This window comes from Chryseobacterium joostei (assembly GCF_003815775.1).
Classification (GTDB): Bacteria; Bacteroidota; Bacteroidia; order Flavobacteriales; family Weeksellaceae; genus Chryseobacterium; species Chryseobacterium joostei.
Genome location: NZ_CP033926.1, coordinates 4,537,535 through 4,564,015 on the forward strand (window position 1 = coordinate 4,537,535; position 26,481 = coordinate 4,564,015).

Genomic DNA, 26,481 nt, shown 5'->3' on the forward strand with positions numbered 1-26,481 from the left:
ATGTCAAATATATTGCAGAATCTTCATCAGAAAATATTTCGGTTGGAAACCATTGTCACAGAACAGAAAAATCCATTTTATTCCATTAAGAAAAGCTATGCAAGGGAAGTTGAGGTTTATTATTATGGAAAAGTAAAGGAGGAACATGACTTTCAGATTTTAGTTACTGATTTTATTTTTTCTGAGGAAGAGGGTACAATGGATAAGTTTTTAAAAAAGATCAGTTATTTATTTGATGAAATAGAATGTAAGGTAGATGCAGAGGGAAATATTACTTCGGTAGATAATTTACTTTTTTTAAGAGTAAGATGGGGTAAGATTCAGGCAGATTTGTCTGAAACACATAAAGGAGAAGCTGTAGACCGTTATTTCAGTCAGATCAGTGATTTATTGGAAGATGAAACAAAGCTGATCGACTTTTTGGGAAGCTATACCATGTTTGGACTGCTTTTCAACGGCTTATTAGAATCATTTGATACCAAGAGAAAACGAGAGTCTTCCGATGGATTTACAGAGATTATGACACCTATAAAAGACGGTGATAAAATAATTTTAAAAATCTCCGCTGAAAATCTGGAACAAACAAATATTAATGACTTCGGAGGATTATTTGTATGCAAGGGAGATCAGTTTGAAGAAGGATTTATAGAAATAAAAAAAGACAATTTCCATTTAAAACATTCATTATTATGGGTAGGTTAGATAACGATGGAGATGCTGTGGATCCGGCAACTCAGAATCCAGGTACAACGCAGGACAATGACCAGATGAAAGCTGATAACAGGCAGAAGATGGATGATAAACGTGCTGAAGACGAAAGAAAAGAAAAGGCTGAAGCCGGTTTGAAAGTGGTTATAGATACAGCTACCTTGGAGTGTACACAATGCACCAATCCCAAGGGAATAATGGTGGTGAACTATAATACGCCTACCATACAGGAAAAGAAAACCGCCACCGTAAAGGAAAAAGGCCCTAAAAGCCTGGTTTTTACAGGGAACTGCCTTAAAAGCCCTTATGCTAAACTCCCTTGTGCCACGGTAATGAATGTAGGAGAATGGAAAGGAGTAGGAACTTACCAGTCGCAGGAGCAGCTTGTCCTATTACAGCAAAGTACGATCCCCTGCAAATATGGAAAAGTTGATATTAAAATTACAGACAGCGGACAAATTCATCAGCCGGAAAGCATTGAAGCTAAAGGAGCACCGGTGCCGGAACAGAAAGAAAAACAAACATGTGGAATTCAGTATAGAAAGGATGTTACTTGCGTAAAATATGGATCGGCTTATGGTCCGTTGTATAGTGGTTCCTTAAAATTGGGGTCTTATAAGAATTGGAGCACAATCGTTTCTTCCGGAAAGGTAAGTGTAGAGGAAAAAGAAATTATTTTGGCAATGTCAGAGAACGAAGGAAATATGGATGCTATACAATCTTATGACAGTGAAGCTTTAACTGTCGGAGCAATGCAGAAAACATTAACTACGGATGGATATGGAGAGTTGCCTATACAAATGTGGGAATTTAAACAGGATTACCCGGATAAATTTAAAGAGCTTTTTGAGAATTGTGGTTGGAAAGTAAAAGAAATAGAAATTCCTCAAAAAAATAAAAAAGTTATTAAGAAATATCAAGCATATTATAATGATACGACAGGAAGTGCTTTAAAAACTTTGATCAGAAAAGGGTTTGACGCGAAAACAAATAAGAAGAATGTAGTTTGTGCACCTATAGAGCCTTTTATTAATGCTTGTAAAGATGCAGATTTTCAAGGAAAGCAAATTGTCGACTTTATTAAAAGATTACATAGTGCTATTAATAAAAAACCTACAGGATATACAAACAGCATCAAGGATTTTGTAAAATCAAAGCTTGGAAAAGCTACGGTATTGGATCATGATGTGAATAGACCAGGACATGTTTCAAATTGTTTTAGAGATGCCCTTAATCAATTTTTCGCTGCCAATAAAAAGGTATCAAAAGACCCTGAAGATTGGAAAGAAAATCATGCAACTTACGAAAAGGATATTTTAGAGATTTATGGTCCACTTCGTGGGAGAAAACCTTATACAATGACTTCTGCAAGTGATAGATACACAAAATTAAAATCAAAATTATGAGAAAAGCTATTATTATATTTTTATTGTTATTTACCACTACTATTTTGGCTCAAACGAAAAATAAGTTACCACTCATTCCTTTAGTGAAAAGTTGTAAGCTAAGTTTTAGTGAGTATAACGAAGAATTTAAACTGTATAAAAAGCCTTTTATTTTAAAAGGTGGCAAGAAATATAAAATACAAGGATATGATAACGAGAATTATTCAGGCGGCCAGATCTTAAGCATGTCTCCTAATAAAAAATACATTGTACTGGATTATATATCAAAAGGATATGTAGATGATGGTGTAAATAAAACTTTACATGAGAATTATTTATGTGTAATTGTTGACATTACGAAAAGAAAAGTGGTGACTGAACTACAAGGAGATTGTGGAGGAAGCTGGAATAAACAAAATAGATGGGTTAATGATGGTAAAATTATTTTTTAATTGTCTGGTCTTAAAATAAAGAATTAAATGAAAGTCCTGAATATAATCTGCTTGTTTTTTTTGAGCTTTGTATCAGCTCAGTCCAATTATTATGATTTGGATAATGATAACCTACAGGATGAGGTTGTATTGGAAAATGGTCTGGTAACGGTTCATTTCGGAAATAAAAAGTCAGGAAGTTTCGAATTACCGGAGATTATAGCCCTTGGTAATACAAGTCTTGGCTACACAAATCCCTCAGAACTCACAATATATTACGGTGGAGACCGCGGATTATACGGAACTATAAATGTTTTCTATAAAAAAGAATGGTGTATAAAAAATATCAACTTCTATAATCCCTGCCAGGAATGCGAAGATCAGAATTTTAAGATTCTGACAAAAAGTATTAACCTCCCTGTTAAAGATATAGATTCAGACAAGCTGGAAATTGATTCTAAAGGATTTAAATCGCTAACATTTTTTGATGATCAGGGAATACTCAAACCTTATAAAGACCTTAAAAAGCTTTATACAGATTTATCTGGTTATCCTTTGCTTGCCAATCGTTTTAATGAAGCAGTATTACTGGATTTTAAAAAGAAATTTACTTTATCTCAACGCAATCTGGATGATTACAATAATATAGCATTTGCTCTTTCCAAAAATGGAAATCAGAAGGCCGCTATTGAGCTTTTGAAACAGATTATTACCAAATTCCCTGATAGAACCGTTGCTTATCTTAACCTTGCAGACAACTATTGGAATATAGGTGAAAAAGATAAGGCAATAAACAACTATAAGGAATATCTCTCTTTAATGAAAACTCAAAAAAAAGACCTTAAAAAGATTCCCAGATATGTTCATTCAAGAATAGAATCAAAATAATATATTTTCTAATGGTAAACTCTATTTCCTATGTTATTGATCTCATTAAAAAAGATAAAGTAATAATAGTACTTTCTCTTATTTTGATAAGTCCTTTTTTCAATGCGCAGGATGTGAAATTTTGGAATAAAACATTAAAAACCAATATTATAATACATCAAAAAGTAACTGATGATAGTACCTATGTATTCATCGATAAAAAAGAAAATAAATGGTTGGGTAAAAATGTAAATATTAAAACCGTGGTATTTTGAGATTTTAAAATGTATTTGTTTTAAAATCTTATTTTTTCAATTAACTTTCTCAAAATCTCGTATCATTAAACAAAGTTTCATAAATTTACAAGGTATGAGTTTAATGTAAAAAAATATGAAAATAGGATATGCCCGGGTTTCAACCAAAGACCAAAACTTGGATTTACAAATTGAAGCTCTGGAAAAAGCAGGTTGTGAGAAAATTTACAAAGAGAAAATTTCTGGTGCAACAAAAAATCGCCCGGAACTTGATAAAATGATTGAACAGTTTAGAGAAGGTGACGAACTGTATGTTTGGCGGCTTGACCGATTAGGTCGAAGCTTAAAAAACATTATTGATCTTGTCTTAAGTTTGAGTGATAAAGGAATTATAATAAAAGGTCTTCTGGATGGCGTAGATACTTCAACTATTAATGGGCGACTATTCTTAAATTTAATGGCTTCTCTAGCTGAGTATGAAAGAGAGCTAATAAGAGAAAGAACAAATGCAGGTTTACAATCTGCAAGGGCAAGAGGTAGAACAGGAGGTAGACCAAAAGGATATACACAAGAAAAAATTTCAAAACTTTTAATTATGCGATCGGTTTATAGAGATCCTGCGAAAGCTCCAGATGAGATTTATAAGCCACTTGGATTAACAAGAGCAACATTTTACCGATATGCTAAAATACTTGATAATCATACAAATGAGGAAATAAAAAATATGGTTGTTAAAAAATAATTACATGCGCAAATAGATTGCGTATTAAAAATTTAATTTTGGATATTATAACATTTACGGAAAGAAAAAAATATGCATATCTATTAAATTTGGCAGCTATGCCTACTTGCATATAAAATTTGTATGTAATATAAAATTAAAAAAAATGGAAAATAATTTTGAAAAAATGCAGAAGATTATTGAAGAGAGTACGAAATGGAATCAGTTATCTAAACTCGCCTATTCCTTAAATCCGCTTCATGAAAGTACTAATAAAATTATTGAAATGCAAAATCGATTAACACCCGTTATTCCTACATTCGATTTTCCAAAATTCCCAAGTTTTAATTTACCTAAAATTGATATACCGAGTTTTGACGGGTTATTTAACAACGAATTACTTGAAAAGCTAAAACAAATTGGAAATATAGGAGAAAAACTAAAAAATAATCCTGAACTCCAATTTGCATTCATAAGTAACTTAGAAATTTTAAATTTAACATCAGCAGTAGAACTAAAAGAATCTTTAATATCTGATTTAACAGATAAAGATATTAAAGAAAAAGAAGAAATTCTTAATAATAATTTAATTCCATATTTAGAAAATCATAATCTTCAAAATCTATGGGTAGGAGCTACACAAGTTCTCGAATCTGCGAATAACCCAGATAAATTAAGACAATGCTTAATTTCTTTGCGAACTATTTTAGAATATTTAATCGACGAAAAACTTGCGCCAATTGAAGAGTTGAAAAACTCGGATATGTTTAAAAATAATTTCAAAAAGTTTCATGCTGGAAAAAAGAAAATTGAGTTTATAAAAATTAAAAGAGAAGAGAAAATTAAATATTTCATATCTAAATTTGAATTCGGAACTTTAGAAGAATTTACAAAAAGTGAAATTCAATATGTTTGTGACTGTTATTCGATTTTATGTAATGTTCATCAGCCAAATGTAGGATTGTCAGAGAATCAAGTAAGAAGCTTAAAGGTGAAAACTGGAATAACAATTTGGTTACTAGTATATTTATATAACTTTTTAGAAGAATAAAGTACCATAATTTCATGAAGTATAAAATTAATTCCACAAAGTGATGAAACAAATGCAACCTTTATTAAGCCATAAAGCATGGTTTTTTTATTAAATTAAAGACCGTTTTGTTTCAACTGATGGAAAAGCATATTTTAACAATGCCATAGAATCTACCAATCCTAAAAAAATATAAAAATAAAATTCAAATGAGATTTAATTTAACAAAGCTTTTGTTCGCTGTCAATAATAAATTATCTATTCCCAGTGGGGATGAAGTGGAATTATCAATTGATTCAGATTCTTTATTAGTTGTAAAAATGGGTGAAGTAACTTATTTTTTTGATTATAAAATACTTCAATCGATACTTGATAAAAATGGATTTAATCATTATTATCGGGATGAAACTGAAGAATTAGTAATTGATATTCTAGGGAAGCATATTATCAATGAATTATTTGCTTCACTAGGAAGAAAAATTTATCCGGAAATTAAAGGATAAATTCTGTTAAAACGATATAAACATAAATCATATGAGTAATTGAAAATGCTATGTTCTTGTCTAGCCATGAAAATGGGAAAGTAATTGAGGAAATGGAAAAATTCGTAAGAAAAGAGATTGAAAAATTAAATGATTATAAAAAATAAGAAAAAATGACAACTTTGACTATACAACTACCTGATGAAGAAGCTGAACTTTTAATACCACTTTTGAAAAAATTCAAAGCTAAAATTACTTCTAAAAGTTCAACACCAAATAAAGTTATTCTTCAAATAACAGAAGAAGATTCTAGAGAAATAGTAATTGTAAAAAACATTAAACCGATTCATTTTGAAAATAGAACTATTGAAAAATTCAATGTTGGAGATAAAGCTTGGATATCATGGGATGGTAAAAAAGCTATACCAGTAACAATTACAGAAGTAACGGAACGTAATTACTCATTTAAAATTGAAAAGCCTCTAAAAAATAAAGGAAATGAACATTTTCTTTTTTTAGATGAAGTACGTAGTACTCCCGAATTAGCTTGTATGAATCGCGTAACTTCTTAATATCAAAAAACGATGTAATCGAAAATTATGAATAAAAATATTGCGGAACTTTCCAGGCTTATAAGCAATAGTATTCTTACTCATACTCCTATTATAAATTTACCCCAACCACCATCAGCAAAACCAGTTGGTTGTGGAATTTATTTAAAAACAGATTCCGCAAGATATTTAATAAGTGCAGGACATCTATTAAACGTTGATGATTGGAAAAAATTCATCGCTCCAGCAGGAGGTGATAAAATGATATGGCTTAATGGAGTTTTGGCAACTACTTATAATAAAAATAATGATAATCTTGATATAGACTTTTCTGTTTTAAGATTTTCATCCCGAATGAATAAGCATTTCACTGATGAGCAATGGATATTTATTTCAAATGATCAAATTCTTGTAAATCATAAAATTGATTATAATGGATATTATTTTGTAGCTGGTTATCCTATAAGTGGTGTCAAGAAGAAGGTTGGGGAAGCAGTGTTTAATCCAATTCCTTTAAAATTGATTACTCAATCTATTCTACAAAAAAGGTATGCTAAGTTAGGTTATAGTGAAGAACAATTTATTTTAGTTGAGTATCGTAGAAAATTACAAGCATTCGGTGCTAAACAAGCCCAAATAACGAAAGAGATACAAGGTATTAGCGGGAGTGGTCTTTGGTATGTGCCGGATTTCAATGATAAAGACGAAAATGGAATTCCTAAATATTTTCTTGTGGGAATTATGACTGAAAATCACAAAGACAAAGGGTTCCTACTTGCCTTAAAGATTGATTTTGTTACAGAAATAATAATTCAAGCCTTCGCTGACAAAGCATTTGATCATTCAAGCTTTAATCTTACCTCTAATTTACCCAATATTCAAATAGTACAAGAATTATAACTACCAATAAATAAAACTTCACTTTTTCAATTTCCTTAACCTTGCTAAGCTAACAAACATTATGACACCGAACAGAAAACAATTACTACTTTTTAATGATTTGATAAATTGGATTTTTAAGTTTTGTCCTGACTTAGAGGATTACAACTCTGATCTGATATTTGATGAAGAAAGAATTAACGAAATTATTACTGAAGAAGAAGATATTACTGAAATTGAGTTTTTTTTCTTAGGTGAACAAAATTACACTACTGTTATTTTCGAGGAATTTATTGACTTGGCTGATCAGATCAAGTCACTTATGATAATAAATGAGGGGTTTATTAAAACCAAAAATCACAGCTTCTACATAGTTTCCGCTAATGACTCTCGAGGCGATTTTATTCTTAATGAAAATCATAATCTGCAATTGCACGTAAAAGGAAAAAAAATTTCAGTAGATATCGTCAGTGAATCAATTATAGTGGGATTAGCCGCATGCAATCTTGCAATGTATGATGATAATTATTGGGGTACAATTACACCATATCAGGCGATAAATATTTCATATGAAGATCATGAATGTAGACTTAATGACATGGATGAATTAGCATTATTAAATTCTTATTTATTTGAAATTGCAGATACTTTAAACATTGCTTTAATCCGAACTGACATACATCTTCCAGAAGAATATGAATACTTAGAAGATGAAGAACAATATGAGTCACTTAGAGAACTTGAACCTTTTAACGAAGGCATGAAATTATTTACTTCGGCTGTACAAATAGAAGATGAAGAACTAAAGTTCTTAAATTTCTATAAGGTTCTTGAACATTATTCTCCTATTGCCGTTAATATTGAGGCAAATGAATTAATGCGGAAAAAATTAGATTCGCCTAAAAGTAAATTTGAAGATGGAGATTTTATCCGCTCAATTTTTCAACTTGCAAATTCAATGCGAGATCGATTTAACGATGAAGATTTAATAAAGTCTGCGTTTGGAACTTGTGTAGATTTTATTGGCTTATATGAAGAACTTCCCTTAAGTATTCAAAAAAAAATAACAGGTCATTTAAAACTAAAAAAGCTTGAGTATGGTATAGATAGACAGCAAATTAGTATAGCTTCCAATATTGCTGCAAAGATTATCTATAAAACTAGAAATAAAGTGGTTCATGCTAAATCAAACTTTATTCCCGATGGTGAGGAAATTAAAAGCGACGAATTTGCACAATTAAATCAATTTATGAAATTTGCTAGTTCACAAGCTATTAGATGGTATGCTCGACAACCAAATCATCTCAAACAAGAAATAATTAATTAACGACAATGGTTTTGCAATTTTGCACCATAATTATAAGCTCCCAAAATGTAAATAATAGGTAAAACTAAATCTCAAAAAACGATTCGATGAAAAATAAAAAGCTACTCTATATAACATCTTTTCTATTCTTAATAGTGTTTTTTTTGTGTTTTATTTTAATACAGATAGAAGTGAGAAATACATATATTGATATTATTTACTCAGCGGTTATCTTATCAACTATGGTTACTAATGTAGCTCTATTTTTTAATCTAATACTAATGCTAAAAGATAAATCTAAAAAAATGATCAAATGCAATAAAAGCAATAAAAGCAAATACTTATAGATTATTTATCTCAAAATGGATTTTCAAATGAAAGTGCAACACTTTATGTAAATAATTTATTAAAGAATCCGGAAAATATTGATAAACTTAAAGAAACCATTTTTAAATAATTCATAATCTTAAAAAACGATAAAAACTAAATAATTTATGAAAAAAAAGAAGTTCTATATTTTCGCAATAATATCAGTAATTATAGTGTTTTTAGTTTTTGTTTCTAAATATGAAAAAGGATTAAAAATTGGAACCTGGGGAAAAAATAGATCGATAAACTGGGAATGGAACTTTGACTTCTGATGATAATCAAAATCTCAAAAAACGATTTATAAATTAGATAAAAAATCAGCCACTCTTTTGACCATCCTAAAAATTAAAATCCCCTGAAAATCAAATGATTTCAGGGGATTTTTGTACCCAGGACCGGGATCGAACCGGTACTCCTAAGAACTGGTGTTTGAGACCAGCGCGTCTACCAATTCCGCCACCTGGGCTTGATGTTTACTTCAAACGTTACTGTTTGTTTCAAATTGGTGTGCAAATATAGGAACTTTTTTCAATGTTCAAAAGCTTTTCGAGGATTTTTTTTAAAAAATTATTTCCAAACCATCGTAGGCAAGGTGCATTCCGGATGGAAGCTGCTTATCTTCAATATCATGCAATCCCAAATGATGACTGATGTGGGTTAAAAATAATTTCTTAGGTTTTAGCTCCTCAAACAACTTGATAACATCGGGAAGAATAAAATGGGCAGGATGTGGATCAAATTTTCTAATACAGTTTAGAATTAAGACGTCCAGATTCTTCAGTTTTTCCTTTTCCGTATCAGAAATAAAACCGGCATCTGTAATATAGGCAAGCTTTTTAAACTTATACCCAAACACAGAAATTTTATAATGAATAACTTCAACAGGGGTAATCTCTGTATCCAAAACATGAAAAGGTTTATTTTCTATTTCATGAAGCTCAAAGGCTGGTGCTCCAGGATATCTTACATCTGCAAAAGCATAGGGAAAACGATTTTTTATTTCATGGGCAACCCTCGAATAACAGTAGAGTGGCACATCTTTTCCACTTTTAAAAATAAGCGGACGCATGTCATCAAGCCCAATTACATGATCATTATGCTCATGGGTAATGAGTGCAATATCTACAGTATGTTCATGATTGGTAAGCATTTGCTGCCTGAAATCCGGGCCGCAATCTATGAGTATTTTTTTATTTTCCTCCGTAGTCACCATCACGGAAGAACGCAAGCGCTTATCCTTGGGATTTTCGGAAATACACACCTCACAGGTGCAGCCTATAACGGGCACACCTTGAGAAGTACCAGTTCCTAAAAATTTCAACTTCATTTTGTTTTGAGGTTGGTTTAATTTTGGTAAATTTACAAAAAATTTCATGTCCTAATGTATCAGAAACTAACTCCTAAACAAAAAGCATTAACAATTAATCTAGATCCTACTATTTATGGTACTTTCGCAGAAATTGGAGCAGGGCAGGAGACTGTTCGTCACTTTTTTAGAGCAGGGGGGGCTTCCGGTACGATTGCTAAGGCAATGTCTGCCTATGACAAGGATTTTAGTGATGCCATCTACGGAAAGGAAGTAAAAAACAGGTATGTTACCCAAAACAGACTTCGTAAAATGCTTCGCTATGAAGTAGCATTGATCGAGGAAAGAATTTCAAGGGATAACAATCCTGATAGAAAATTCTTCTCCTATGCTAACACTGTAACTACCATCAATTTTGATAAGACAGTAAGAGGTCACGGTTGGGTAGGGATTCGTTTTCAAACAAAGGAAAATGAGGATTACAATGAGATTGTAATTCACGTAAAATTCAAAGAAAATGATGCTACCTTACAACAGGAAACCTTAGGGAATCTGGGAGTAAACCTTATTTTCGGAGCTTTCAATTACTTTGACAATCCAAGAACATTAGTAGAATCTTTGTATGATGATGTAGCTAAAGACAATCTTGAAATTGATATGATTGATTTCAGTGGTCCTGCTTTTGAATACGTAGACAATAGATTGATGTCTCTTCAGTTGGTGAAAAACGGAATGACTGATGCGGTGATCTTTAACTCTCAAGGGAGTAACATGCTTCCTGCAGATGTATTGTACAAGAAAAATATTTTTGCAGTAAGAGGAAGCTTCAGACCCGTTACCAAGGTAAATATTGACATGCTTCAAAATGGTATGGATATGTTCTTTAAGGACGCCATCTGTACCCATGAAGAAACAGAAGTCCTTATTGAAATTACCATTTCCAACCTTAGGGCAGATGGGGATATTGATGAAAGGGATTTCCTGGACAGAGTAGATATTTTAGGAAAACTAGGATATACTGTTATTATTTCAAACTTCTCAGAATATTACAGACTTATCGATTATTTTGCCTCTTACACAAGTGGAGATATCGGAGTTGCAATGGGTGTAAATAACCTATTGATGGTATTCGACGAGAAATACTATAAAAACCTTTCAGGAGGAATCCTTGAAGCATTTGGTAAGTTTTTCCGAAACGGAATGAGGGTATATCTGTATCCTTATAAAGATCCGGAAACGCATCAGCTATTAGACTCTTCAAATCTTAAAGTAGAAGAAAACCTTAAGGAGTTATACAAATATTTCAAACGTAACAACCGTATTGTAGATATTACCAATCATAACCCTGAGTTTTTGGAAATTTACTCACGAGAAATATTGAGGAAAATAGCATGCTGTGTTAAAGGTTGGGAAACTCAGGTTCCGGATGGGGTTGCCGAAATGATCAAAGAGCGTGGAATGTTCGGATATAAAGACGAACTTCCTTTAAAACAATTCTCTTAAAAAAATTAAAACAATGTCAGAATTAAAGAAAAGACTTTCCTCTATTCTTGAAAGTCCTAAGCACAATACAGAAGAGAAACTTGAAAAAGTTTGTCATTTATTGGATCAGGAGATTTCTTATTTCAACTGGACCGGTTTCTATTTTAAAAATGGAGATAAGGATGAATTAATCCTAGGCCCTTACGTAGGAGCACCTACAGATCATACCATTATTCCTTATGGAAAAGGTATCTGTGGGCAGGTTGCTGTTTCTAATGAGACATTTGTAGTACCTGATGTACATGAAGAAAGCAACTACTTAAGCTGTTCAATTGATACAAAGGCTGAAATTGTAGTTCCAATCTTTAAAGATGGAAAAAACATCGGCCAGATTGATATTGATTCACATACAGTAGATCCTTTTACCAATGAAGATCGTGAGCTATTGGAATGGCTTTGTAACGAAGTTTCCAAAATCTTGTAATTAGATATTCAATAAAATATAATATAAACTCCGGCTTTTATGGCTGGAGTTTTTTATGTTTTATGGGTTATTGGTGGTAATGACAAACATGATTAAAGGTTCATTCCCTGTATTTTCAATAGAATGATAACCAATAGAACTAATGGCCGTAATATCACCTTTTTGGAGTGTTTTTTTGCGTACTGTTCCCTCTGTTCCGGTTCTTTCACGATATTCTCCGGTTCCATGTACTACAACATATAATTCCTCCTCATTCCTTGCATTGTGAGTATGAAACCCCGATTCGTCACCTTTGTTCAGTAAAACCATATAAGCAGCCAAACGATTATTGGCTAGTTCTTCCTGATCAAACATTTGTATCATATATACAGTTCCGTTTCCACCATACATATTTTCACGTTTATCAATACGCATGAAGGCTCGTTCTTCCTTTTCAAATGCCATTACATAAAGGTTAATATATTTTGAAACTTCTTGTATAACGTGCTCAAATTCTGATCCTTCAGATAATATAACTGTTCCAGACATATGGGTTAAATGTTTGAGGTTAAAAAAATCAACTTTGCTGTATCAGATGAATTTTCGCCAGTAATTCCCTGAAATAATTCTCGCATTTTGCAATATGTGTTCCATACCAGGAAAATGCCTCACCATCTACAATCATAATCTTTTTATCAGGGTAAACCGCTTGCAGTTCCTCCATATGTTTTTCTTTAAATGGAAACGGTTCAGAAGAAAGCATGATCAGATCAGCATCCACCAGATCTTCAGTCTTGATTTCAGGATAGCGGGTTCTTTCTTTAAAAATATTTTCAAAGCCGATTTCTGTTAAAATCCTATTGATAAAGGTATCTCCACCAATGGTCATATAAGGGTTTTTCCAGATAAGATAGGCTGCTTTTACAGGAGTTTCAAGTTTCGCCTGATGAAGAATATCGTAGATTTTAATATTGAATAATTGGGCTCTGTCTTCCTTTCCTAAAAGCTTTCCAAGATTTTTTAGAAGATAATAATTGTCCTCAATGGTTTCAACATTGGTTACTGTAACCTTAAAGTCATCCATTAAAGCTTCCACCTGCTCCTTGATGTTTTCCTCCTTATTGGCGAGAATCAAATCAGGTTGTAAAGCTTTTATCTTATCAATATTAATATTTTTGGTTCCTCCGATTACAGGTACATTCTTTACCATGTCTTGAGGATGAATACAGAATTTTGTCCTGCCTACCACTTCATTTTCGGTCAGTCCTAAGTCAAATAAAGCCTCAGTAATAGAGGGTACAAGTGAAACGATTTTCATATTGGCATTTTAGAAGATGCCTAAAATTACAAAAGTTTTCCGGTTAAGAAAAGTCCGGCTACCGTAAAATAAATGATAAGTCCCGTAACGTCTACTAAAGTTGCCACAAAAGGAGCAGAAGATGTAGCGGGGTCCAGGTTTAATTTCTTTAAAACAAACGGAATCATAGAACCTGATAAAGTTCCCCACAACACAATGGCAATAAGAGAAACTGAAACACTTAATCCTACATAAACCCAGTACTGGCCATAATCAAAAAGTCCTATTTGCTGCCAAAGCATAATTCTGACAAATCCAATGGTTCCCAGAATAAGCCCAAGGCATATTCCTGAGATAATTTCCTTTCGCATTACATACCACCAGTCTTTCAATCCGATTTCCTGAAGAGCCATAGCACGGATAATTAGCGTTGCAGCCTGTGATCCCGAATTTCCTCCACTGGAAATAATCAAAGGAACAAATAAGGCCAGAACAACTGCCTTTTCAATTTCTTTATCAAAATATCCCATTGCAGAAGCAGTAAGCATTTCGGAAACAAATAAAATGATCAGCCAGGTTGCTCTTTTTTTGATCATCTCTGTCCAGGAAGTTTGAATATAGGGAAGATCCAAGGCTTCCAACCCCCCGAATTTCTGAATATCCTCTGTATTCTGCTGTTCAATCTGGTCAAGAATATCATCTATTGTTACAATTCCTACCAAAACCCCGGCTTCTGTAATAATAGGAAGAGCACCACGGTCATACTTTTCAAAGTAAGTTACCGCATCCTCTTTTGAAGTTGTAGTAGTAATCGCTACAAAGTGATTATCCGTAATGTCAGAAACCAAGGTGTCCTCTTCTTCCAATAGCAGTGTTCCAATCGCAAGGTCATCAATCAGACGGTTCCTTTCATCCACTACATAAAGGTAATTCATGGTTTCCACCCTTTTTCCTACCTTTTTGATTTGCTGAAGACATCTCTTTACAGTCCATTCCTTACGAATCTGGATGTAATAAGGAGTCATCAGACGAGCAATAGAATCTGAATTATAGCCCAATAGTTTTAAGGCAATTCTTCTTTCCTGCGGGTTAAGATGATTGATGGAATACTTGATCAGCTCATCCGGAAAATCCTCAAAAAGAGCAGTCCTGTCATCAGGAGTCATGGCATTCAGAATCTCAGAAACCTCGTCGCTTCCGATGCTTCTAATGGTGTCTTCCTGAAAGTCTGGATCAAGATGGGAAAAAACCTCCGCTTTGTATTCTTTCGGAACCTTCAAAAACGCGAGAAGCCTCTCGTCAGCTGGAAGGTTGCTGAGAGTTTCGGCGATGTCGGCAGGATTAAAGATAAGTTCTTCTCTAGAATTCAAAACGTGAAATTTTTAGGATATGCAAAAATAATTCAAATTTTTAAGACTGAGCCATAAACTGGGAAAATTAAGGATTAATTAAAGTTTAAAGCATACAATAAAAGCAAAAAAACACCCGCCGAAGCAGATGTTCAAAAATTAAATTTAAAAATATCCTTTAGTCAAGAATAGGTGGTTCACATTCTGTAATAGGAGAGGGAAGACAAAAGCCTCCCGTACAACATTCTCTCGGATTACACTGTGTGCTGTTTCTGCATTTTTTAATCTGAATACTTCCCTTAACCTTTTTCTGCTCCGTTCTGTTCAGTTTTTTGAAATTTGGATTTTTCATGGCGGTGCAGTTTATTAGTTAAAATAAAAGCTGTTATTTAATCTTCCATGCAGGCGTATTCCATGCAAACACCCTTGCAGCAGGCTCCATAAATGCATTCGTAATTTTCGGTACATCTTCTTGGACCGCTACCTTTAATCTGTTTTGTTGCTTCTCTACTGAGTTTCTTTAAATTTTTCATACAATTTAGATTTTAATGCATCACTAAAATAATAAATATTTTTATATTATTCATTAATTGGTGAAAATATTTTACTGATATTCAGTTTTTTATTGAGTTTTTTACAAAAAAAAGGACATCTACTAAGAAACAGATGTCATGGTATATTTTGTGGAGCTTTATTCCAATGGACAAGGATATAAAACGCATACGTTATGGCAGCATGATCCGCCCGGACATTCAAAATGTTCAAAGCATCGCTTGATAACTCCGCTGCCCTTAATTTCTTTTTGCTCTTGTCTGCTGATTTTTTTAAGATTTGGATTTTTCATGTGATTTAGATTTAAATGTTGAACTAAAATAGTAAATAATTTTTAATTATTCAATAATTAGTGAAAATATTTAATTGAAAATCAGTTGTTTGGAACGGTATTTTGGTTCCTGATGGAAAGTTCGGTTGTAATGCAGAAAGAATAATTCTGAATTATTTCGGATATGATTGATGTCCGACAGACTTGTCGAAAGGGTATTGAGCTACAAAATAAATGAAAAATCTGTCTAGTGTAAATTACTGACACTTGGCTTGTGAAGTAAAATAGACCATTCAAAGGTTGATCTATAATAGTAATAAAATGAAATATTAAACCCTGAAATTACAGTTCGTTCTCTGTAGGCTTCATTTTTCGTAGCTTTTTTATAATCCCTTTTATGGCTCCTTCGGTTCCTATTTTTACCGAATTTACAGTAGAACCTAATAAACGCATATTTTTGCGGTAAGTATCGTAATCGGTTTCAGTAACCAGGTTTCCGTCAGCACCAAAGAGCTTCATGCTTACTACCACCTGATTGGAGAATACGTATTTTCCAAAACCTACCTTGAAATAACGTACCTTAGAAACAATGGCAAAGTCTGCATCATTGTTAACACAGTAATCCATAATGGTTTTCTTATCAATACTGTCAAAGGGAAACTGAACTTCAGCACGGAGCATTTTATTTTTTCTTCCACTGAAATTATCTGAAACGGCATCGAAAAATGCATTGTTGGTAGGCTCCTTTATTTCATCAAGATCAGGCTCTACCTCGGGATTGAAATATAGAACTTTCTTTATTTTATCGTCAGTATTTTTCTGTGCTTTTACAGATGTAAAGCCAACTAATAAAAAAGAAGTAACTGCTGTAAAGAATATAATTTTTTTCATTTGCTATTCGAATGCAAAATTACTGCCTTTTCCTTGGATTCCATAAAATTAATTAAGAAATTTTTAACATTTTTTTCTATCAATTTTGATTTATGAAATCAATAATGTTTGCGGAATCAAAAAATAGTTGTAATTTTGCACCCGTTACATAATAATCATTAAACAATATTGGAATGTACTTAACAACAGACAAAAAGCAGGAAATTTTCGCACAACATGGAAAATCTGCACAAGACACAGGAAGCGCAGAAGGACAAATCGCTCTTTTCACTTTCAGAATTAATCACTTATCTCAGCACTTAAAGGCTAACCGTCATGATTTCAACACAGAGAGATCTCTAGTGAAATTGGTAGGTAAGAGAAAAAGTTTACTAGATTACCTTAAAAAGAAAGATATCGCAAGATATAGAGCTATTATTGCTGCATTAGGTTTAAGAAAATAATCTATAAAGATTTTCAAAATAAAAGCAACTTCGAAAGAGGTTGCTTTTTTGTTTTATGTTAAACTTTAATGGGAGTTAATTAAGGCTTGTAATATCGCTTATTCAACCTTTTTTCCAATCTTTCCCAAATGGGTATTCTGAAAACTATCAGGATATTTCAGTCCATAGCCTAATATTCTATCAAAAGCGGAATGGGAGAATAAAATGGCCCCAATCATTTGTAAATAAGGCAGAGATAGGACTGTTCCGGCAATGTAAAGAACAATGGCAACCCCCAAGTGATGAAAAAGATTGTAGCAAAATGCACCCACTTTATTATTAATGGTATATCCCAGCATGGAAATATCAGGAGCCAGAAAAAGCGCTGCAAACCACCACCAAGAGTATTCTGTGTGGGCAAAAGCAAATATTCCTAATAACAGAAATGCTGTATATTCAAGTTTTAACTGAATTTTCATTGGAGCTGGGGTTTAAGGAATTCTATGAATAAGTCTTTTTTTTTGGAGGAAAGTTACATTTCAGACTCCTTTAAAAAAGAAAGCGGAATACCTAGAGATATCCCGCTTCTATATAATTGATATAATTATTTTAATGTCCTGACTTAGATTCAGTACTTTCTACATGTCCCAAATATTTGGTACAGTAAGCTCCGAAAATTAAAATCACCAAATAGCAGAATACAGGAATAATAAATGAGTGCTGTACTCCAAATTGATCGGCAAGATATCCCTGGAAAATAGGAACAATAGCACCTCCCAAAATGGCCATTACCACTAATGATGATCCCTGGCTGGTATATTTTCCTAATCCTGAGATTGCCAATGTATAGATATTGGAGAACATGATGGAGTTGAAAATTCCGATTCCTAAGATGCTGTACATCGCCATTTCACCCTGATTTACCATTGCAGAGATCAATAATACAACATTGATGGCTGCGAATATGGATAGTGTTCTAGCAGGGGCTGCCTTGCCAATGAAGAACGCAATGAAATTAAGAACGATGAATACAAGGAAGAAGCTGATCTGAGCAAAGCTAAGATTCACAATGCTGAAGATCACAAGAAATACAGCACCTGCTGCTCCAAGCATATAAATGGCCTTTTTTCCCTGGCTTAATGTTTGATTTAGAGAGATGGCTCCAAGAAAACGTCCAATCATTGCGCCTCCCCAATAAAGAGAAAGGTAGTTTTTGCTGATAATTTCATCGAACCCCATGATTTGAGGCTGCTCAAGAAAGCTGATAATAAAGCTTCCCACTGCTACTTCTCCACCTACATAGCAGAACATTGCAAAAACGCCAAATTTCAGATGGCTATATTCTAAAGCTCCCCAACCTTTTACGATTTCTTCTTCTCCCGTTTGGAATGATGGAAGCTTTACTCTTGAAATTAATAGGGCAACCAATAAAAGGATTCCTGCAAAGATCAGGTAAGGAATTCTTGTTGCTACTGCACTGAATGATCCGTCCGGAGCGGAGAAGAATTCAAAGATTAAGTGACCTCCCAATACCGGAGCAATTGTAGTTCCGAATGCATTGAATGCCTGGGTCATATTTAAACGGCTGGATGCAGATTCTTCACTTCCCAGTAAGGAAACATAAGCATTGGCCGTAATCTGTAGCACAGTAAAGCCAAGTCCCAGAATAAACAAAGCCCCTAGAAACAAAGGATAATAGGAGAATGTAGCTGCCGGATAAAACAGGATACAGCCAAAGGCCGCCAGAAAAATCCCGAATAAGATTCCCTTTTTATATCCTAATTTATTGATGGGATCTCCGTTGGAAATAGAAATCATAAAATAGATCAGAGACCCGATAAAGTAAGCTCCGAAGAAACAGAACTGTACCAGCATGGATTCAAAAAAGGTAAGCTTGAAAAGTTGCTTTAGATACGGTATCAGGATGTCATTCATGCATGTGATGAATCCCCACATAAAAAACAGCAGGGTGATGGTAATCAATGGAACCGTATAATTCCTGCCTTGTAGTTTTACTTCTTTATTATTCATAAACATTTATTTATCTGTGGTAAGGGGTAAGGTCCTTATCTTTTTTGCCTACAGCATTATTTTTTGAAGTAGGGCAAATATAGGTATCAGCCTATGTTCTTGCAATTATTTTGGCATTTTTTATAATGATATGTAGATTTTTTGTCTGATGAAAATATTATTTCCATTTTTTGAGACAATAATACAAAAACAGCAGGATTTTTCAATGTATTATCTTTAAAAAAATAGATTTTTATTTTCACAAATAATGAATAAGTTCAGAATACCAATGAAAATTTTTGAATCTTTCATCTACTGATAGCCAATTTTTTGTATTTTAAACGCCTATTAATGCAATCGAAAAATTTAATATTTCATTATTATATAGTACCTTTGCACACGAAATTTAAAGAGTTTAAATATTAATTCATACTCAATACGGAGTATTAAGAAGACAAATTTATGAGTATACCTCAAGCGTTTACAGAGCTGATTACTCTTGCTGATGGCAGAGAAATCACTATTGAAACAGGGAAATTGGCTAAGCAGGCTGATGGATCTGTGGTAGTAAAAATGGGTGGAACAATGCTTTTAGCAACTGTTGTAGCCAATAAAGAAGCAAATCCTGGTGTAGATTTTTTACCATTAACAGTAGATTATAGAGAGAAATTTTACGCGGGTGGAAGAATCCCTGGAAACTTCTTCCGTAGAGAAGCAAGACCTTCTGATCAGGAGATTTTAACAATGCGTTTAGTAGACAGAGTACTACGTCCGCTTTTCCCTGAAGATTTCCATGCTGAAGTACAGGTGATGATTTCGTTAATTTCTTATGACGGAAAAACTATTCCTGATGATTTAGCAGGTTTGGCAGCTTCTGCAGCTATTGCTATTACTGATATTCCTTTCAACGGACCAATGTCTGAGGTAAGAGTAGTAAGATTTGACGGAAAACTTTCTATTAACCCAAGCTACGAAGAATTGAAGAATTCTGAATTGGATATTATGGTGGGAGCTACTAAAGACTCAATCGTAATGGTAGAAGGGGAGATGAAGGAAATTTCTGAGCAGGAAATGTTGGAAGCTATTAATTTTGGTCATGCTGAAATTAAAAAGCAAATTGAAGCTCAGGAGAGATTAGCTGAAAAAGTAGGAAAAGCTTTCCCTAAGAGAGAATATTCTCACGAAAATCACGATGAAGAAATTCGTGAAAAAGTATGGAAAGAAACTTATGATAAAGTATATGAAGTAGCAAGAACTCCATCTGGTAAAGAAGAAAGAGGAGAAAAATTCAAAGCGGTTCGTGAAGAATTCCTTGCTCAATATGCAGATAATGCAGAAGAATTAGAAAGAGTAACTCCTTTCGTAAAAGTATATTATCATGATGTAGAGAAAGAAGCAATGCGTCAGATGATCTTGGAAGACAATATCCGTCTTGATGGTCGTGATCCTCAAACGATCCGTCCAATCTGGTCAGAAATTGATTACCTTCCGGGAGCTCACGGTTCAGCAGTGTTTACAAGAGGTGAAACTCAGTCTTTAACAGCTGTAACTTTAGGTTCTGTTAAGGATGCTAACATGGTAGACAGCGTAATCAGTCAACACGACGAAAAATTCTTTTTACATTATAACTTCCCTCCATTCTCAACAGGTGAAGCAAGACCTTTAAGAGGAACTTCAAGAAGAGAAGTAGGACACGGAAACCTTGCTCAAAGAGCATTACAGGCAGTTATTCCTGAAGAAAATCCATACACTATCAGAATTGTTTCTGACATTTTAGAATCAAATGGTTCTTCTTCAATGGCAACAGTTTGTGCAGGAACATTGGCACTAATGGATGCAGGAGTACAGATTACAAAACCTGTTTCGGGTATTGCAATGGGATTGATCACAGATGCAAAATCTGGTAAATTCACCGTACTTTCTGATATCTTAGGAGATGAAGATCACCTAGGAGATATGGACTTCAAAGTAACAGGTACTGCAGATGGTATCACTGCTTGTCAGATGGATATCAAAATTCAGGGACTTTCTATGGATATCATGGAAAAAGCTTTGATGCAGGCTAGAGACGGAAGATTACACATCTTAAATAAAATCACTGAAACTATTTCTGAGCCAAGAGCAGATGTGAAACCTCACGCTCCTAAAATGGTAGTAATGGAGATCTCTAAAGACTTCATTGGTGCTGTAATTGGGCCTGGAGGAAAAATCATTCAGCAGATGCAGAAAGATACGGATACGGTTATTGCTATTGAAGAAATTGGTGAGATCGGACGTATCGAAATTGCAGGAACAGACAGAGAGAAAATCAATGCTGCTGTTGCTAAGATCAATGAAATTACTTTCGTACCGGTTGTAGGCGAAGTTTACAATGGTAAAGTGGTAAAAGTAATGGACTTTGGTGCTTTCGTTGCTATTGCTAAAGGAACAGAAGGGCTTCTTCACATTTCAGAAATTGAATGGGCTCGTTTAGACAAAGTTCCTTATGCTGAAGGAGATGAAGTAGAAGTTAAATTTATGGGTTATGATGATCGTAAGAAAATGAAGCTTTCCCGTAAAGTTCTTTTACCAAGACCTCCAAGACCAGAAGGACAAGGAAGACCAGAGGGACAAGGAAGGCCTGAAGGGCAAAGAAGACCTGAGGGACAAAGAAGACCTGAAGGACAGAAACCACAGGATGAAAGACCTGTAGAAAACCAGGAACCTTCTTCAGAAGCATAAGATTTATTCTTAGATATAAAAAATCCCTCAATTTTGAGGGATTTTTGTTTTTATTACTCTTAACCACTAATGAAGATTAGCTTCCGACTCTTTGTTTAAGATCCTCAGCGCCACCTGTTTTTCTAGGTTGTCCATTCTTAGAAGAACCAAAATTGTAGGTATAAGAAAGTGTCACTACTCGGGTATCTCTTTTTACAGCAAAGTTTTCAATATAATTATTGTAAAGACTTTGTCCATTGATATTGCTCGTAAAGAACATGTCGGTAAAAGAAAGCTTTAGGACACTGTTATTTTTAAATTTCTTTTGTGCTCCAATATTCAGATACCAGTTTGAACTTATATCCAGATAAGCGTAGACCTCTCTTGCCTTATAATTTCCGGTAAGCTCAGCGGTGTAGCCGTTTCCAAGCTTAAAGGAGTTAATACTGTTGATATTAAAAGTAAAGTTTCCTTTGTTATTGATCTGTGTTCCGGAAACATTTCCGGTATATGATCCGTAATAAAAATTAGCACTGTTGTTCATATCCCACCATTTGGTCACCTTTACAGGAGCAATAAGGTATAATCCAAAATATGAAGCGGTGTTCAGGTTTTCAAAGGTCTGTACTGTTACATTCTGGCCAGCATCTACAATAGGTTTAATGATGTCTGTGATATTGTCTGATGTTTTGCTATAGCTTAAAGTTGCAAAGTATTTATTACTCAAACTGTAGGTCAGCTCATAGTTCATCGTTGTTTGTGGATTCAGGTCCGGATTTCCGGCTCTCATGGTGGTAGGATCAAGATAAAGCTTAAAAGGATTCAGCTGGTTATAGCTAGGCCTTGTAATTCTTCTGCTTAAGTTAATTTCCAGATTACTTTTCTCTGTTACATCATAGGATAATACCGCACTAGGAAATAACTGAGTATAATTTCTTTTATTCACCTGATTGGTGGTAATCTGAGTACCCTTTACATTGGTGTTTTCCACCCTTAAACCTGCTGTAGCCTTAAATTTATCCCATTTTTTGGACAGATTTCCATACAATGCATTGATGTTTTCCTCATAGATAAAATGATTGGTCTTATTAGGATCCGGAACTAAAATCCCAGAGTTGACATTGAAAAATTTCAGGTCATTATCTGTTTTCACAAAGCTGGTTTTAATTCCGCTTTCCAGTTTCCATTCGTTTTTGAAGTTTTTGGTAAGGTCTGATTTTAATGAATAAATATTGAGCTTTCCATTCATATCTCCTTTCATAATGTCAAGCTGATCCAGAGACGGAGTTATTGTATGTGTTCTCGTTTCAAAATTCTGCAAAGAAGAATTGGAATAATTGATATAGTCAAAGTCAGTAGAGATCTCTGACCCTAAAGAGTCAAGAGTGTACTTATGATTCAGGTTCACCGAAACGTTGGTCCATTGATCATTAGAGGTATTTTGAGTATTAAAATAGCTTTCGGGAGTATAGGCACTGCCAAGAGTTGTGTTGGCATTATCTCCATTGAGTCCGAATTTATTAGAGACCAATCCTACCGAAAAGCCCAATACATTTTTATCATTTAGATAATAATCCATTCCAGCCTTTGCAATATGATTATTAAACTTGAATTTCAGATAATTATCCTGTATATATGCCTTTTCAAAATTATTGTTCACATAGAAATTCCGATCCAGAACCAATCCGTTATAAGCTTCCCTGTAAGCAAAGCTGTAATTGGCAAAAATGTTGATCTTCTTGTCTTTATGATTGATGCTAAAGCTGTTGTTGTTCTTCACATATTTACCCATTCCTAAAGAAGTGGAAATACTCCCGTTCGTACCTTTTCTCTGTTCCTTTTTAAGTTTAATATTAATGATGGAAGATCCGGCTGCATCATACTTTGATGAAGGATTGGTGATAAACTCTATTTTATCAATGGTGGATGACGGCATTCCCTTGAGATAATTGGCAAGATCACTTCCTGTCATGGGCGTATTTTTACCATCAATCTGGATCAGAAGATTTCCCTTTCCGCGAAGACTGATATTATCATTGTTATCAATCGTAATTCCCGGTGCCTTTTCCAATACTTCAAAGGCCGAATTTCCCGTACTGGCAATGCTGTTTTCAACATTCATGATCATTTTTCCATCCTGTCTCTCAATCATGGGCTTGGCCTTGGTGATGGTGACCCCTTCAATTGATTTTACGTTCAGATCAATAGATGGCAACGTCATATTCTCGATCAGTGTAATGTTGTCCGAATGATATACTTCAGAACCATTTTTATTGATTTTTAAACGATAGGCTCCTCCTTTGATATCGTTGAAATCAAATTTCCCGTTGGAATCTGCAATTTCTGTTTTAATTAATTTGTTATCAGCATCCAAAAGGATAATCTCCATTTGTTCTGCCTTGTCAGATTTGATACTTCCTGACAATGAAAAACTCTGCATAGTCTGGGCTGAAAGCAAGTTGCAGAACAGCATAAAAATCCAGGCAAAAATGAGTGAAAATATTCTGGTCATAATGTTTTACTTTTTAGGGTTAAGACAGTTTTCTGAAATTGTAAGTAAAGCCGAATACATCACCTCAAGCTCATCCTTTGAGACTCCTTTCAAGGCAGCCTTGCGGTTCTTTTCAACGATATTCTGAACCTCTTTGATGACTTTTTTACCGGAATCTGTTACTTCCAGATTTGTTTTCCTGCGGTCATCAGGGTGAATATGCCTTATGATATATTCAGATTTTACCATTAAATCAATAATTCTCGTCACAGACGCATTGTCCTTAAAAACAAGATCACCAATTTCATTCTGGGTAATTCCCGGGTTTTCCAGAATTGCTTTGATGATAAGCCACTGATCAATGGTGATTGTAAAGCCATGTGCTTTCAGCTGGCGTTGTGCATAGTTTCTATAGGATCTGATTGCTTTGTCTATGTTATAGAATATGATTGAATTTAATTTTTCCATACTTTTAAATTAATATGACTTATCAATTATTGACATGTCAATTAATTTGTTGATCACATTTTTATTTTGTTACAACCCACCGGAAATATTTTTATAAAAATTAAAACCTGTCGGTGTTGATATCCATTTTTATGGTTTCATTCACTACGTTTTTACAACTAAATCACTTAATTTTACTATGGCAACAGAGCAGCTTTGGAATAAGAAATGTGTGGGAAATCCCCGGATGTATTGTAGATCGGGATATTTCCAGATAGGCTCTTTTCATTATAAATAGAGTATTATGGGATATAGTATTGAACTTGCAGACAGAGTGCGGGAATGGCTTTCCACTGTAGATAATATTGAAGTTGAAGAGAAGAAAATGTTCAGCGGGTTGGCATTCCTGGTGAATGGAAAAATGTGCATCAACATCAGTCATGATAATCTGATGTGCCGTTATAACCCTGAATTGGAAGACGTAGTTTCAGAGAAAAAAGGATTTCTTCCCATGATCATGAGAGGGAAGCAGCTCAAAGATTATTGCTATGTGGAACCTGTCGGATTTCAACAACCCTCAGATTTTGAGTATTGGATGAAAATTTGCCTTGAGTATAATTCAATTGCTAAGGCTTCAAAGAAGAAATAGGGTTGAGGGTTTTAGAGTATGAGAGTGGGGATCCTCTGTTGCAGTTTCCCCACTGTTCATTACTCATCATGTATTAATTTTCTTCATATAGATTTTTCCTTATTTCAACCAGAACTTTTGTCGTTTTTTCCAGATCAGGATAATCGGGAAGACTGGAGATTTGATGATGATGTTCAATGGATTCTATAAGACGTTCTGCTTTCTGCATTACCATTTCATAGGACCAGTTTCCAGCTTTGATATCTAATAATTCATCCCGGTTTTCCACACGAATCTGTAGAGAATGAGTAGTAAATATCTGTTCGCATGACTGCAATAATCGGATGGTGTGCATCATATTTTTACTGTCATAGTTCTTACCATGGTTTTGGTTAACGTTGTAGCGGTCTTCATTGCGCTCCTCAACCCATTTCCAATATTCTTTGTAATCTTTGCAGTATGTAGAATAGGCATCCAGATTACAGAATAGATAGGCTTTAGGACTTTCATCTTTGGGAACAGAGGATACAGAAACCTGATTCGCTTCCTCGTGTTGTATAATTCCTTTATATCCCAATGTTTGTGAATCGTCGTAAAATAAGGCAAACATGCCTTTGGTATGGTCAATAGCCGTTAATCCACATTTTTCCTGAACTTTCCCATGTTCCAAAAGCCATTTTTTCAAAGGAATAGAACCTTGACCGTCCAGAATAAAACAAAAATCAAGAATTGATTTTCTTTCCTTATCAATTGGGTTTAAAATCTTCTTGTTAAGCCCTTTAGCCTTTTTGATCTGTGAAATAGCATATCCTGCAAAAGTATCCTTGCATAATTTGGATAGAAAGTCTTCTATTTTCAATAAGTTCATTAACGGATGTTTATAAAGAATACAATCCTCAGGACTCGCCAATACTTCCAGGATATTTGGATTATTTTTCTGTAAAAGTTCTACAAACCTCCCGATTTCATAATACGTAATATCATTCGTCTCATTGGAAATCTGTGGAATGTAGTTCAGTCCAAAGAAGTTTTCCTTGGGTAGATAATACACTCCACGGATATCTGTATCGGAATTCTCCGTTGCCAGTCCAAAAGCACGGCTTCCGGAGATGGTATCGAAGAGGATGAGGTTTTTGTCTTTGAGGTCTTGGATGGTCATGATTTACAATTGTAATTTTTAATACAACTT

General features: G+C 34.1%; 30 protein-coding genes and 1 tRNA gene. 17 read left to right on the forward strand and 14 right to left on the reverse strand.

All coding sequences use genetic code 11. The features are described from left to right. From EG359_RS20735 to EG359_RS22595, 12 genes are all read left to right on the forward strand, one after another. Complete coding sequence (locus EG359_RS20735) at positions 1-702, forward strand: hypothetical protein (protein ID WP_076353623.1); 702 nt, start codon at positions 1-3, stop codon at positions 700-702. Beyond that, positions 690-2,114, forward strand: coding sequence for a PAAR-like protein (locus EG359_RS20740; protein ID WP_084180389.1), 1,425 nt, complete (start codon positions 690-692; stop codon positions 2,112-2,114). Before EG359_RS20735 ends, EG359_RS20740 begins: the two co-directional genes overlap by 13 nt. Next, positions 2,111-2,545, forward strand: coding sequence for a hypothetical protein (locus EG359_RS20745; protein ID WP_076353625.1), 435 nt, complete (start codon positions 2,111-2,113; stop codon positions 2,543-2,545). Before EG359_RS20740 ends, EG359_RS20745 begins: the two co-directional genes overlap by 4 nt. 27 nt (positions 2,546-2,572) lie before the next feature. After that, positions 2,573-3,412 carry a tetratricopeptide repeat protein gene (locus EG359_RS20750; RefSeq protein ID WP_076353627.1) on the forward strand — a complete coding sequence of 280 codons (840 nt, stop codon included), beginning with the start codon at positions 2,573-2,575 and terminating at the stop codon, positions 3,410-3,412. Positions 3,413-3,423: 11 nt separating this feature from the next. After that, on the forward strand, positions 3,424-3,666 hold the full coding sequence (locus EG359_RS20755) for a hypothetical protein (protein ID WP_076353629.1): 243 nt from the start codon (positions 3,424-3,426) through the stop codon (positions 3,664-3,666). Positions 3,667-3,781: 115 nt separating this feature from the next. Next, complete coding sequence (locus tag EG359_RS20760; RefSeq protein ID WP_076353631.1) at positions 3,782-4,387, forward strand: recombinase family protein; 606 nt, start codon at positions 3,782-3,784, stop codon at positions 4,385-4,387. 145 nt (positions 4,388-4,532) lie between these two features. Then, positions 4,533-5,417 (forward strand): pPIWI-associating nuclease domain-containing protein, encoded by an 885-nt coding sequence (locus tag EG359_RS20765; protein ID WP_228435032.1) that lies wholly within the window; start codon positions 4,533-4,535, stop codon positions 5,415-5,417. 188 nt (positions 5,418-5,605) lie between these two features. Continuing rightward, positions 5,606-5,899, forward strand: coding sequence for a hypothetical protein (locus EG359_RS20770; protein WP_076353633.1), 294 nt, complete (start codon positions 5,606-5,608; stop codon positions 5,897-5,899). 152 nt (positions 5,900-6,051) lie between these two features. Then, on the forward strand, positions 6,052-6,450 hold the full coding sequence (locus EG359_RS20775) for a hypothetical protein (RefSeq protein ID WP_076353635.1): 399 nt from the start codon (positions 6,052-6,054) through the stop codon (positions 6,448-6,450). A gap of 27 nt (positions 6,451-6,477) precedes the next feature. Continuing rightward, positions 6,478-7,329, forward strand: coding sequence for a hypothetical protein (locus EG359_RS20780; RefSeq protein ID WP_076353637.1), 852 nt, complete (start codon positions 6,478-6,480; stop codon positions 7,327-7,329). A 61-nt stretch (positions 7,330-7,390) separates the two neighbouring features. Then, positions 7,391-8,635 carry a hypothetical protein gene (locus EG359_RS20785; RefSeq protein ID WP_076353639.1) on the forward strand — a complete coding sequence of 415 codons (1,245 nt, stop codon included), beginning with the start codon at positions 7,391-7,393 and terminating at the stop codon, positions 8,633-8,635. A gap of 473 nt (positions 8,636-9,108) precedes the next feature. Beyond that, complete coding sequence (locus EG359_RS22595) at positions 9,109-9,255, forward strand: hypothetical protein (RefSeq protein WP_164463091.1); 147 nt, start codon at positions 9,109-9,111, stop codon at positions 9,253-9,255. A gap of 114 nt (positions 9,256-9,369) precedes the next feature. Here the strand turns inward: EG359_RS22595 and EG359_RS20790 are convergent. After that, positions 9,370-9,449 (reverse strand) — tRNA-Leu (locus EG359_RS20790). 93 nt (positions 9,450-9,542) lie between these two features. Further along, positions 9,543-10,310 (reverse strand): MBL fold metallo-hydrolase, encoded by a 768-nt coding sequence (locus tag EG359_RS20795; protein ID WP_076354351.1) that lies wholly within the window; start codon positions 10,308-10,310, stop codon positions 9,543-9,545. Between the two features lie 54 nt (positions 10,311-10,364). Here EG359_RS20795 and EG359_RS20800 point away from each other — a divergent pair, with 54 nt between their 5' ends. Continuing rightward, positions 10,365-11,792: a nicotinate-nucleotide adenylyltransferase gene (locus tag EG359_RS20800; protein WP_076353641.1), complete on the forward strand. Its 1,428-nt coding sequence runs from the start codon at positions 10,365-10,367 to the stop codon at positions 11,790-11,792. A 13-nt stretch (positions 11,793-11,805) separates the two neighbouring features. Next, positions 11,806-12,255, forward strand: a complete 450-nt coding sequence (locus EG359_RS20805) for a GAF domain-containing protein (RefSeq protein ID WP_076353643.1) — start codon at positions 11,806-11,808, stop codon at positions 12,253-12,255. 60 nt (positions 12,256-12,315) lie between these two features. Here the strand turns inward: EG359_RS20805 and EG359_RS20810 are convergent, their stop codons facing one another. The 7 genes from EG359_RS20810 to EG359_RS20825 form a co-directional block, all read right to left on the reverse strand. Next, positions 12,316-12,783: a cupin domain-containing protein gene (locus EG359_RS20810; protein WP_076353645.1), complete on the reverse strand. Its 468-nt coding sequence runs from the start codon at positions 12,781-12,783 to the stop codon at positions 12,316-12,318. 28 nt (positions 12,784-12,811) lie between these two features. Further along, complete coding sequence (locus tag EG359_RS20815; RefSeq protein WP_076353647.1) at positions 12,812-13,552, reverse strand: ABC transporter substrate-binding protein; 741 nt, start codon at positions 13,550-13,552, stop codon at positions 12,812-12,814. Between the two features lie 26 nt (positions 13,553-13,578). Next, complete coding sequence (mgtE, locus tag EG359_RS20820; RefSeq protein ID WP_076353649.1) at positions 13,579-14,901, reverse strand: magnesium transporter; 1,323 nt, start codon at positions 14,899-14,901, stop codon at positions 13,579-13,581. A gap of 157 nt (positions 14,902-15,058) precedes the next feature. Beyond that, positions 15,059-15,232 (reverse strand): hypothetical protein, encoded by a 174-nt coding sequence (locus tag EG359_RS22600; RefSeq protein ID WP_164463092.1) that lies wholly within the window; start codon positions 15,230-15,232, stop codon positions 15,059-15,061. Between the two features lie 37 nt (positions 15,233-15,269). Then, complete coding sequence (locus EG359_RS23015; RefSeq protein WP_423775437.1) at positions 15,270-15,413, reverse strand: bacteriocin-like protein; 144 nt, start codon at positions 15,411-15,413, stop codon at positions 15,270-15,272. A 158-nt stretch (positions 15,414-15,571) separates the two neighbouring features. Further along, positions 15,572-15,724 carry a bacteriocin-like protein gene (locus EG359_RS23020; RefSeq protein WP_410698789.1) on the reverse strand — a complete coding sequence of 51 codons (153 nt, stop codon included), beginning with the start codon at positions 15,722-15,724 and terminating at the stop codon, positions 15,572-15,574. A gap of 321 nt (positions 15,725-16,045) precedes the next feature. After that, the gene (locus tag EG359_RS20825) at positions 16,046-16,594 is read right to left on the reverse strand and encodes a pyruvate decarboxylase (RefSeq protein ID WP_076353651.1); all 549 of its coding nucleotides are present in this window, start codon (positions 16,592-16,594) and stop codon (positions 16,046-16,048) included. Between the two features lie 173 nt (positions 16,595-16,767). Between EG359_RS20825 and rpsO the strand changes: the two genes are divergently transcribed. Further along, positions 16,768-17,037, forward strand: coding sequence for a 30S ribosomal protein S15 (gene rpsO, locus EG359_RS20830; protein ID WP_045494446.1), 270 nt, complete (start codon positions 16,768-16,770; stop codon positions 17,035-17,037). Positions 17,038-17,135: 98 nt separating this feature from the next. On the opposite strand, the gene EG359_RS20835 is transcribed toward rpsO, so the two are convergent. Further along, positions 17,136-17,495 (reverse strand): DUF4260 domain-containing protein, encoded by a 360-nt coding sequence (locus EG359_RS20835; protein WP_076353653.1) that lies wholly within the window; start codon positions 17,493-17,495, stop codon positions 17,136-17,138. 130 nt (positions 17,496-17,625) lie between these two features. Then, positions 17,626-19,047: a sugar MFS transporter gene (locus tag EG359_RS20840; protein WP_076354353.1), complete on the reverse strand. Its 1,422-nt coding sequence runs from the start codon at positions 19,045-19,047 to the stop codon at positions 17,626-17,628. Positions 19,048-19,488: 441 nt separating this feature from the next. On the opposite strand from EG359_RS20840, the gene EG359_RS20845 reads away from it, so the two are divergent. Further along, the gene (locus EG359_RS20845) at positions 19,489-21,747 is read left to right on the forward strand and encodes a polyribonucleotide nucleotidyltransferase (protein WP_076353655.1); all 2,259 of its coding nucleotides are present in this window, start codon (positions 19,489-19,491) and stop codon (positions 21,745-21,747) included. Positions 21,748-21,823: 76 nt separating this feature from the next. Here the strand turns inward: EG359_RS20845 and EG359_RS20850 are convergent, their stop codons facing one another. Both EG359_RS20850 and EG359_RS20855 read right to left on the reverse strand, forming a co-directional pair. Continuing rightward, entirely contained in the window at positions 21,824-24,238 is a 2,415-nt protein-coding gene (locus EG359_RS20850) for an outer membrane beta-barrel family protein (RefSeq protein ID WP_076353657.1), read from the reverse strand. A gap of 6 nt (positions 24,239-24,244) precedes the next feature. Next, entirely contained in the window at positions 24,245-24,685 is a 441-nt protein-coding gene (locus EG359_RS20855; RefSeq protein WP_076353659.1) for a MarR family winged helix-turn-helix transcriptional regulator, read from the reverse strand. Between the two features lie 283 nt (positions 24,686-24,968). On the opposite strand from EG359_RS20855, the gene EG359_RS20860 reads away from it, so the two are divergent. Then, on the forward strand, positions 24,969-25,313 hold the full coding sequence (locus tag EG359_RS20860) for a TfoX/Sxy family protein (RefSeq protein WP_076353662.1): 345 nt from the start codon (positions 24,969-24,971) through the stop codon (positions 25,311-25,313). Between the two features lie 73 nt (positions 25,314-25,386). On the opposite strand, the gene EG359_RS20865 is transcribed toward EG359_RS20860, so the two are convergent. Continuing rightward, complete coding sequence (locus tag EG359_RS20865; RefSeq protein WP_076353664.1) at positions 25,387-26,451, reverse strand: nucleotidyltransferase domain-containing protein; 1,065 nt, start codon at positions 26,449-26,451, stop codon at positions 25,387-25,389. Between the last annotated feature and the right edge of the window lie 30 nt (positions 26,452-26,481).

Excerpts from the sequence above, each read along its gene's own strand:
- EG359_RS20735 (WP_076353623.1), top strand. The coding sequence starts at position 1 with ATGTCAAATATATTGCAGAATCTTCATCAGAAAATATTTCGGTTGGAA.
- EG359_RS20740 (WP_084180389.1), top strand. The coding sequence starts at position 690 with ATGGGTAGGTTAGATAACGATGGAGATGCTGTGGATCCGGCAACTCAG.
- EG359_RS20745 (WP_076353625.1), top strand. The coding sequence starts at position 2,111 with ATGAGAAAAGCTATTATTATATTTTTATTGTTATTTACCACTACTATT.
- EG359_RS20750 (WP_076353627.1), top strand. The coding sequence starts at position 2,573 with ATGAAAGTCCTGAATATAATCTGCTTGTTTTTTTTGAGCTTTGTATCA.
- EG359_RS20755 (WP_076353629.1), top strand. The coding sequence starts at position 3,424 with ATGGTAAACTCTATTTCCTATGTTATTGATCTCATTAAAAAAGATAAA.
- EG359_RS20760 (WP_076353631.1), top strand. The coding sequence starts at position 3,782 with ATGAAAATAGGATATGCCCGGGTTTCAACCAAAGACCAAAACTTGGAT.
- EG359_RS20765 (WP_228435032.1), top strand. The coding sequence starts at position 4,533 with ATGGAAAATAATTTTGAAAAAATGCAGAAGATTATTGAAGAGAGTACG.
- EG359_RS20770 (WP_076353633.1), top strand. The coding sequence starts at position 5,606 with ATGAGATTTAATTTAACAAAGCTTTTGTTCGCTGTCAATAATAAATTA.
- EG359_RS20775 (WP_076353635.1), top strand. The coding sequence starts at position 6,052 with ATGACAACTTTGACTATACAACTACCTGATGAAGAAGCTGAACTTTTA.
- EG359_RS20780 (WP_076353637.1), top strand. The coding sequence starts at position 6,478 with ATGAATAAAAATATTGCGGAACTTTCCAGGCTTATAAGCAATAGTATT.
- EG359_RS20785 (WP_076353639.1), top strand. The coding sequence starts at position 7,391 with ATGACACCGAACAGAAAACAATTACTACTTTTTAATGATTTGATAAAT.
- EG359_RS22595 (WP_164463091.1), top strand. The coding sequence starts at position 9,109 with ATGAAAAAAAAGAAGTTCTATATTTTCGCAATAATATCAGTAATTATA.
- EG359_RS20795 (WP_076354351.1), bottom strand. The coding sequence starts at position 10,310 with ATGAAGTTGAAATTTTTAGGAACTGGTACTTCTCAAGGTGTGCCCGTT.
- EG359_RS20800 (WP_076353641.1), top strand. The coding sequence starts at position 10,365 with ATGTATCAGAAACTAACTCCTAAACAAAAAGCATTAACAATTAATCTA.
- EG359_RS20805 (WP_076353643.1), top strand. The coding sequence starts at position 11,806 with ATGTCAGAATTAAAGAAAAGACTTTCCTCTATTCTTGAAAGTCCTAAG.
- EG359_RS20810 (WP_076353645.1), bottom strand. The coding sequence starts at position 12,783 with ATGTCTGGAACAGTTATATTATCTGAAGGATCAGAATTTGAGCACGTT.
- EG359_RS20815 (WP_076353647.1), bottom strand. The coding sequence starts at position 13,552 with ATGAAAATCGTTTCACTTGTACCCTCTATTACTGAGGCTTTATTTGAC.
- EG359_RS22600 (WP_164463092.1), bottom strand. The coding sequence starts at position 15,232 with ATGAAAAATCCAAATTTCAAAAAACTGAACAGAACGGAGCAGAAAAAG.
- EG359_RS23015 (WP_423775437.1), bottom strand. The coding sequence starts at position 15,413 with ATGAAAAATTTAAAGAAACTCAGTAGAGAAGCAACAAAACAGATTAAA.
- EG359_RS23020 (WP_410698789.1), bottom strand. The coding sequence starts at position 15,724 with ATGAAAAATCCAAATCTTAAAAAAATCAGCAGACAAGAGCAAAAAGAA.
- EG359_RS20825 (WP_076353651.1), bottom strand. The coding sequence starts at position 16,594 with ATGAAAAAAATTATATTCTTTACAGCAGTTACTTCTTTTTTATTAGTT.
- rpsO (WP_045494446.1), top strand. The coding sequence starts at position 16,768 with ATGTACTTAACAACAGACAAAAAGCAGGAAATTTTCGCACAACATGGA.
- EG359_RS20835 (WP_076353653.1), bottom strand. The coding sequence starts at position 17,495 with ATGAAAATTCAGTTAAAACTTGAATATACAGCATTTCTGTTATTAGGA.
- EG359_RS20840 (WP_076354353.1), bottom strand. The coding sequence starts at position 19,047 with ATGAATAATAAAGAAGTAAAACTACAAGGCAGGAATTATACGGTTCCA.
- EG359_RS20845 (WP_076353655.1), top strand. The coding sequence starts at position 19,489 with ATGAGTATACCTCAAGCGTTTACAGAGCTGATTACTCTTGCTGATGGC.
- EG359_RS20850 (WP_076353657.1), bottom strand. The coding sequence starts at position 24,238 with ATGACCAGAATATTTTCACTCATTTTTGCCTGGATTTTTATGCTGTTC.
- EG359_RS20855 (WP_076353659.1), bottom strand. The coding sequence starts at position 24,685 with ATGGAAAAATTAAATTCAATCATATTCTATAACATAGACAAAGCAATC.
- EG359_RS20860 (WP_076353662.1), top strand. The coding sequence starts at position 24,969 with ATGGGATATAGTATTGAACTTGCAGACAGAGTGCGGGAATGGCTTTCC.
- EG359_RS20865 (WP_076353664.1), bottom strand. The coding sequence starts at position 26,451 with ATGACCATCCAAGACCTCAAAGACAAAAACCTCATCCTCTTCGATACC.